This window comes from Pseudomonas sp. S32, from assembly GCF_016648095.1.
Taxonomy (GTDB): domain Bacteria; phylum Pseudomonadota; class Gammaproteobacteria; order Pseudomonadales; family Pseudomonadaceae; genus Aquipseudomonas; species Aquipseudomonas parafulva.
Genome location: NZ_JACVVF010000087.1, coordinates 1 through 7,649, shown reverse-complemented (window position 1 = coordinate 7,649; position 7,649 = coordinate 1). Strand labels below are relative to the sequence as shown.

The window sequence follows — 7,649 nt, the reverse complement described above, 5'->3', positions numbered from 1 at the left end:
CTGGTACCCGGCCGCCGGCGAGCCGAGCGACGAGCCGGGTGCGCCCACGCCGTGGAACTGCCCGCCCGACCCTTATGGGTTCTCGCGGCATTTGCGTGGCCTGACGGTTCATCCAGCCACAGCGACAGGGGTCGAGCAAACAGCCAAAACCCTGCGTACTCGTTATCGTTATGCCACGCTGGCCCTTGTGACTAACAGCGCTGCACCGGCTGGGCTACGCGCCACGCAAGAAGAACTCGTCCAGGTGAACGACGACGAGCAGGAAATCTCCCTGCAGGTTGCGACAACCTGCTATTTGCACACGCCGGACAACCCCTTCCTGCACGGGCGTGTCGACAAACAGACCACCACGCTGAAACACGAAGACGACACGCCAGACATCACGACGGAAATTCGCTACTTCCATTCACGCATCAAGGATGCCAACGGCGCGGAAAGTCTCATTCAGACCCGGCAGACATTCAAAGGCCATGACCGGCTGGAGAAGACAGTGCACAACTCGGTTTCCCGGTACACCGGATACGATATGCGACGTGAGGACCTGAACGGCGTCCACATTCATTACGCATATGATGCGATGGGCCGACTCATCAGCGAAACCGTGGCGCCCGACACCGACGACGAGGCCACGCGTCAGTACCGCTATACCCTGCCTGGCAACCCAGGAGAACGACCCAGCCAGAGCGTTACCGATGTTCAGCAGGTGGTGACCCGCACCTGGTTCGACGGCTATAACCGCACGTTGAGCGAAGAGCGGCAAGTGCAAAGCGACGATGGCAAAACGCGGAACTGGCACTGCGTCTATGACTGCCAGTACGACAGCCTTGGCCGCCTGCAATCAGAAACGCGGCACGATGTACTGCAAGATGACGGCACGCGCTCGATGACCACCACATTCGGTTACGACGCTTGGGGCGACACCAGCCATACTACCGGCCCCGATGGCGTGACCCACCGCCGTGAACGCTCGCCGTTCGGCAGCGACGGCGACATCATCCGCACCTGGCAAGAGCGCCCCGCAGAGCCCGAAAAACAGCGGGTGCTGATGATCAGCGAGTTTAACAGGCAGGGTAAACCTGTGCGGGAAACGCGCGAAGACCTCGCTGGCAAGCAGGTCGGCGCGAACGATTACAGCTATGACGGCCTCGGACGCTGCGTTAAGCAGGTACAAACTTTACGCGATCCCTTGAACGAGGCCCGTGCGCTCGATCGCACCCAGTGTTTCGTTTACGACGTCTGGGGCCGAATGGTCGAACGCGAGCGCCCCAACCGCTCAGTGCTCAAGCGCACCTTCGCCGCTCACACCAGCGCCGAGCTCACCACCCATCTGACCCTGCGTGCTAGCGCCAAGGCACCTGAACAGACCGTTATCAAGCGCGAGTACGACGGGCTCGACCGACTGGCGAAGACCACGGTCGGAACCATGGTCGATGTCTACCGCTACCAGGGTGATCAGATCAAGGTTCACCGTCATGAGCGCGGCAGCGGCCGTTCATCGACCTTTGGCTACCGCCTCACGCTCAATGAACAGCCTGTGAGCATCGCGGTCAACGAAGAGTCGGAACCTAGCCTGAAGTACGCCTTCACGCGCAAGGATTCGTCCATCACCAGCGCCGTGAACCCAGCCGGCGAACGCCTCTACGACTACACCGATCAGGGATTACTGCGCCAGGAGCAATGGAAAGCCACCGACACGGCCAATAGCTACAGCATCGACTATCGCCATTCCTTGCAAGGACTGCCGCTGGGTCAAAGCAGCAGTGACGGCGAAAACACCGTTCATGAGTACGATGAACTGGGGCGTCTGAAAAAAACCACTGATGGCAGCCTGGTCGCCGAATTCGACTATGACGAGGATGGTCGGCCATGCAGAACCCTGACGACGGATACCCTCAGCGGGCGCAAGGTCACCGCTGTACAGACCTACGACGATCTGGGGCGTTACCTTGAACGCACGGTAGCCCTGGATGATGGCTCCACGCACACCCTGAAACTGACCTGGCGCGACGACGACCAGTTGCACGAGCGGTCACATTACTGCGATGGCGCGCAATTGTTGAAGGAAACCTTCAGCTACGATGATCTCGACCGCCTGACGAAGATCGATTACCAGGGTACCCAGCTGCCACGCAACCGCGCTAACCGTGAAATCGTCATGGAGATGTACCGTTTCAACGACCTGGACCACCTGACCCAGTGTCAGACCCGCTTCGCTGACGGGGCAGCGGACATGGCGGTGTTCACCCCGAAAACCGATGGCAGTTTCCAGTTGCAGTCGGTGACGCATACGCTGCAGCCCGATTACCCGGCCAGCCAAACCTTCCGCTACGACGAAGACGGCAACATGCTCAATGACAGCCGGGGCAACCAGCTCAGCTATGACGAGCGCGGTCGCCTGCAGGAAGTCCGCAGCCCAGACAACAGCATGTCGTTGGCAACCTACCGTTATGACGGTCACGATCATCTGATCGGCATGCGTGACCAATCCGGTATCGAAGAACATCGCCGCTACCAGGGCTATCGGCTGAGCCGTACCCAGCGCGAGCAAATCGTGACGCGCTACCTTCATGGCGGTGAACACCCGCTGGGCATGCAGCGCACAGGTGTGAGCGACGAAGTCAGGCTGCTGCTCAGTGACACCAGCGGCAGCGTCATCGGTGAATATGCCGTCGATGGCGTACATACCGCGCATTACAGTGGCTACGGTGAGCGTCCGGACGCCGATGAACTGCAATGCCCATTCGCGTTCAATGGCGAAATTCGCGAGCCGGGCCTGGACTGCTACATGCTGGGTAAGGGCTACCGGGTGTACGAACCGGAACTCAAATGTTTCCGCAGCCGGGACTCGCTGGCGCCTGAAGACGCCGGTATCAACCCGTACATGTACGTGCTGGGCAACCCGGTCAACTGGCAAGACCCCACCGGGCATCTCAGCCAGCGAGGAACAGAACTGCGACGCGATCCACGACCGCCTTACACCGGGCAGCCAGAGCCAGAGAAAAAGAAACTCGGGTTCATGGATTTCCTGCTGCCGGTCATCCTCGGTGCCGTTCTCATCATCGCGACGGCAGCGGCGGTGTTCACGGGCGGGCTGAGCCTCGCCATCGCGGCGAAGGCAGCGGTCGGGTTGGTGGGGGTCGGAATGATGATTGGATCTGTGATGATCGAAGAGGGGCCGGCGAAGGAGGCCCTCAGCTGGATTGGCATCACGCTCGCGACCGTTGGTATCGGTGCGATGATCCAATCTGCGGCGGCGGGGCTCAAAGGCAGCGCTGCGGGCAAGGCCGTGGGCACTCAAACATCGACAGGCCCCAGTGTTGCTTCCCGTAGCGGCAGTGTTCAGAGCAGAGGCAATGTTCAAACCACTCCAATGTCGCCACCGGGGGGTGGGAGCACCATTCCCGTACCTCCACCAATGCCTAGCACTTCGCAGGTAGTTCGTAGTAGTACTGTTCGTCCACCCGCTGTTCCAGCGCCGGATTACTCGCCGCTTACTACGCCTCGCAACAGCGTAGTACCCGGTCCTTCACAAAGCACTGGGGCAATGACTGTAACCCCGCCGTTGCCCCCTGTGGCAGGCGCAGCTGACCCATCCATGATGGCCAATGCTGCCATTGCCAAATTGTATAAAATGAGGCATGTCGAGTTCCGTTGGAAGACCGGAGGCAAGGAGAACGGGGGCGTAGGAACGCCGGTTGCACAAAACTGACCTCACCTGACACATTCGAGGGCTTCATCACTGAAGCCCTCGCTTCGCAAGCAGATCCGCTATTCGAAATTCCAGCCCGCATCCAGAAATCCCCTACATTCCCGCTCGACTCCCATCTCTATCGTTCGCGCTCAGTTCCGTTACCCCAGAGGCCCTCCCCCTGGTGACGTCCCGTGCTTCGATAGGACTCCGCGATGCTCCTGCGCTCGATACGAAGGTTCACTCCTCCCTGCCCATTTGCCCCGTTACTGGCGTTAGCCGGTGGTAGCCTGCTGCTATCAGCCCCACGTCCCGCGTGCGCGAATCAGCCAGACCTGCATTTCAACTCGAGCTTCATGCGCCAGGCGCCCGATCAACCCACCGACGCGGGCGCTACCGCGCTGCAGGCGCTGGCGGCAGAAGCGCCATTGAGCCCCGGCCACTACCGCGTCGAGGTCAGCGTCAACCATGACTACCTGGGCCAACGCTCGGTGGAACTCGTCAAGCCTGCCGAAGGCAAGGGCTTGCAAGCGTGCCTGAGCGCCGCGCTGCTGCGCGAAGTGGGGTTGCGCGAAGAGGGCCTGGCCACTGCACTGTCGGACGAGCAGTGCATCAACCTGGACAGCCTGGTAGCGGATGCCAGAACCGATTTCGACAGCAGAACACTGCGCCTGATGCTCTCCATCCCACAGATAGCCCTGCGCCGCGACATCGTCGGCAGTGTGCCACCCGAGCAGTGGAGCTCGGGCATTTCGGCCGCCTTCCTGAACTACCAGGCGTCCATGCAAACCCGCAATCAGCGCGGTGCAAGCAGCACCAATCATGACTTGCTGGTTCATAGCGGGCTGAACATCGGCGCGTGGAGGGTTCGCAGTAGCCAGGCGCTGCGCGACACCGGCGACGGCAAAAGCCGCTGGACGCACAGCAACACCTATGCCCAGCGTGACCTGCCGGACAACCGGGGTAATATCACCTTTGGCGAGACGCTCAGCAACGGCGAGGTGTTCCGCAGCCAGCCGTTCAAAGGCGTGCAGTTAGCTTCCGACATGGGCATGCTGCCCGACACCTTCCAAAGCTATGCACCGGTGATCCGCGGCGTGGCGCAAACCCGTGCCAAGCTGGAAATCTTGCAGAACGGCTACCCGGTGTACTCGACCTACGTCGCCGCCGGCCCCTACGCCATCGATGACCTCAGCATCGGCACCGGCAGTGGCGAACTGGAGGTGGTGCTGACCGAAGCCGACGGCCAGGTCAGGCGGTTCATCCAGCCCTATTCCAGCATGGCCAACCTGCTACGCCCAGGCATCTGGCGCTACAGTGCGACATTAGGCCGTTATAACGGCGCCGGTCGCCATGACGACCCTCTGCTTTGGCAAAGCACCCTGGCCCGCGGCGGCGCGTGGGACTCCACGCTCTACGGCGGGTTACAAGGCGGTGACTTCTACAAGGCCGGTACATTGGGCGTGAGTAAAGACCTGGGCAGCCTCGGTGCCCTCTCGCTGGATGCTACCCATGCCCGTACCGACCTGGGCCGCTCGTTGGGAGAGGTTCAGGGGCAAAGTTTTTCGGCACGCTACGGCAAGATTTTCCAAACCGGCACCAACCTGCGCTTCGCCGGCTACCGCTATTCGACCGAAGGCTACCGCGACTACGATGAAGCCGTACGCGAGCGGGCTGCCGACAGCCGCTACCTGGGTAACCGGCGCAGCCGCGTTGAAGCCTCGGCACAGCAGAGTATCGGCACTGGCAGTTCGCTAAGTCTAACACTGTCCCAGGATGACTACTGGCGCAATAATTTGCGGCGGCGGCAGTACCAGCTCCAGTTCAATACCCAATGGCGCAAGGTCAACTACAATTTCTTCGCCTCCCAGGCACTGGGCGCACAGGGCAAGGAAGACCGGCTGATCGGCCTGAGCATCACACTACCGCTGGATTTCGCGCACATGGGGCACGCCTCCTTCGATGTGCAATCGGCGGGTGGCAAACAGCGCCAACGCGCCAGCCTCAACGCCAGCGCACTGGACAACCAGCTGCACTACGCGATTTCCGCCGACCGCGATGCCCGTAATAACAGCAGTGGCGCGCTATCGATGGGTTACCAGAACGCCTACGCCAGTTATGGCGCGGGCTATACCCAGGGCGGCAACTTCCGCTCGCTGTCCGCCAATGTCAGCGGCAGCCTGCTCTTGCATGAAGACGGCCTCACGTTCGGCAACTACCTGGGCGAAACCAATGCATTGGTGCACGTTCCGGGCGTTAGCAATATCGGTACCCGCAACGCCCCGAATGCCACCACCGACAGCCGCGGTTACATGCTGGTACCGCACCTTCGGCCCTACCGCAGGAACGCGCTGCTGCTCGACACCGACGGCGTTGGGCCCGAAGTGGAAATCGACCAGGGCAGCGCCAATCTGGTGCCGCGTCGCGGCGCTATCGTCAAGGCAGCGTTTGCAGCACGGCGCGTCGCCCGCGTTATTCTCACGCTGCAGCACCCCGAAGGTCGGCCACTGCCGTTCGGTGCCCAGGTAAGCAATGCCCAAGGCCAGCCCCTGGCCGTGGTCGGCCAGGCAGGGCAAGCGCTGCTGGCCATCGATGAAACCCCTCAGCAATTACAGGTGCGCTGGGGTGAGCAGGCACAGCATACCTGCCAGCTCACCATCGACCCCGTCAACATCCCCTCCAATCACGGCTACCGCACGCACAGTGCACTGTGCTTGTGATGGATGCCCTGATCCAAGGATTCAGCCCAATGAAACGCTCTACGCCCCTGTGCGCCATGGTATTAGCCTCAGCCTTCTCGACCAATGCACTGGCAGAATGCTTCTGGGAAGACAGTAAATCCGGACACATGGAGTTCAACCTGCGTCTAGGCACCTACTGGATCCCTCGCGACGCACCGGTCGGCACCGTGATCGGTACACTGAACCAAGCCAGTAACCTGCGCAACGAGATGGGTATCAACCTGGTCTGCGACTACCAAGGCATCCCCCTGACCGTGCAATTGCAGGCAACTACGCCGATCGTATCCGACCCGGTCCCGCCGGTAGGTGGTGAAGACCTCACCGGTCGTATCCTGCAAACAGGCGTTGACGGCGTTGGCATTCACATACGCCTGCAAGAACCTTACATGAAAGGGATTTCGCCCAACTTCTGGAGGCCGGTGACATGGGATTCGATCCCCTATCAAGGTCGGGCAGAGCATAGCACCGCGCCGACGGGTATCTATGCCAGACGGCTGAAAGCTCAAATCACACTGATCAAAACCGGCCCCATTGCGGCAGGCCCTCAAGCGTTCAATGGCAAGCAGCTGTTCAGCGGCGTATTCAGTGACGTTGGCAATGTGCTGAGCTATAACTTGCATGGCACCGTCATGCAGGCACAATGCACACTCACCGGCAACCCTGTCAGCGCCGACCCGGTACTGCTGGGCGATCACGATCTGAGCAGCTTTAGCGGAACGGGCTTCACCACCGCGCCAACGCCGTTCTCCATTACCCTCAACGATTGCGTGACCGACAGCGGCTCTGGCGTGCAGGCTTACCTGAACTTCGATGGCGTCAAAGGCTCCACGATCATCGACAAGGACCGTGGCCTGTTCAGCCTGACCAGCTCATCGACCGCGCAAGGTATCGGCATACAGTTGCTGCATCACGACGGCAGTGCGGTGAAACTCCAGCAGGACGTACCCGTGGCCCCTATTGCTACCGGTCAAACCCGACTGGACTTCCAAGCCCGCTATTACCAGACTCAAGCCGCTGTAAAAGCAGGGAGTGCCGAAGGGGCGTTGAGCTTCACCGTAAGCTATCGCTGAATCAACAGCTGCAGCCCTTGCTTTTCGCGGGCTGCAGGTGGATACCAGGAAAATGACGGACACAAAAAAAGAGACTTTCGTCTCTTTTTTTGTTTCGATCTGGAGCGGGAAACGAGACTCGAACTCGCGACCCCGACCTTGGCAAGGTCG

At 60.7% G+C, this 7,649-nt stretch carries 3 protein-coding genes; all 3 read left to right on the top strand.

Annotated elements, in window-relative coordinates:
• The first annotated feature begins 244 nt into the window (after positions 1-244).
• The 3 genes from IAE38_RS24185 to IAE38_RS23325 all read left to right on the top strand — a co-directional run bounded on the left by IAE38_RS24185 (position 245) and on the right by IAE38_RS23325 (position 7,499).
• Entirely contained in the window at positions 245-3,709 is a 3,465-nt protein-coding gene (locus tag IAE38_RS24185) for an RHS repeat domain-containing protein (protein ID WP_328822908.1), read from the top strand.
• A gap of 194 nt (positions 3,710-3,903) precedes the next feature.
• Entirely contained in the window at positions 3,904-6,408 is a 2,505-nt protein-coding gene (locus IAE38_RS23330; protein ID WP_201219525.1) for a fimbria/pilus outer membrane usher protein, read from the top strand.
• Complete coding sequence (locus tag IAE38_RS23325; protein WP_201164211.1) at positions 6,408-7,499, top strand: fimbrial protein; 1,092 nt, start codon at positions 6,408-6,410, stop codon at positions 7,497-7,499. Before IAE38_RS23330 ends, IAE38_RS23325 begins: the two co-directional genes overlap by 1 nt.
• Positions 7,500-7,649 lie beyond the last annotated feature (150 nt).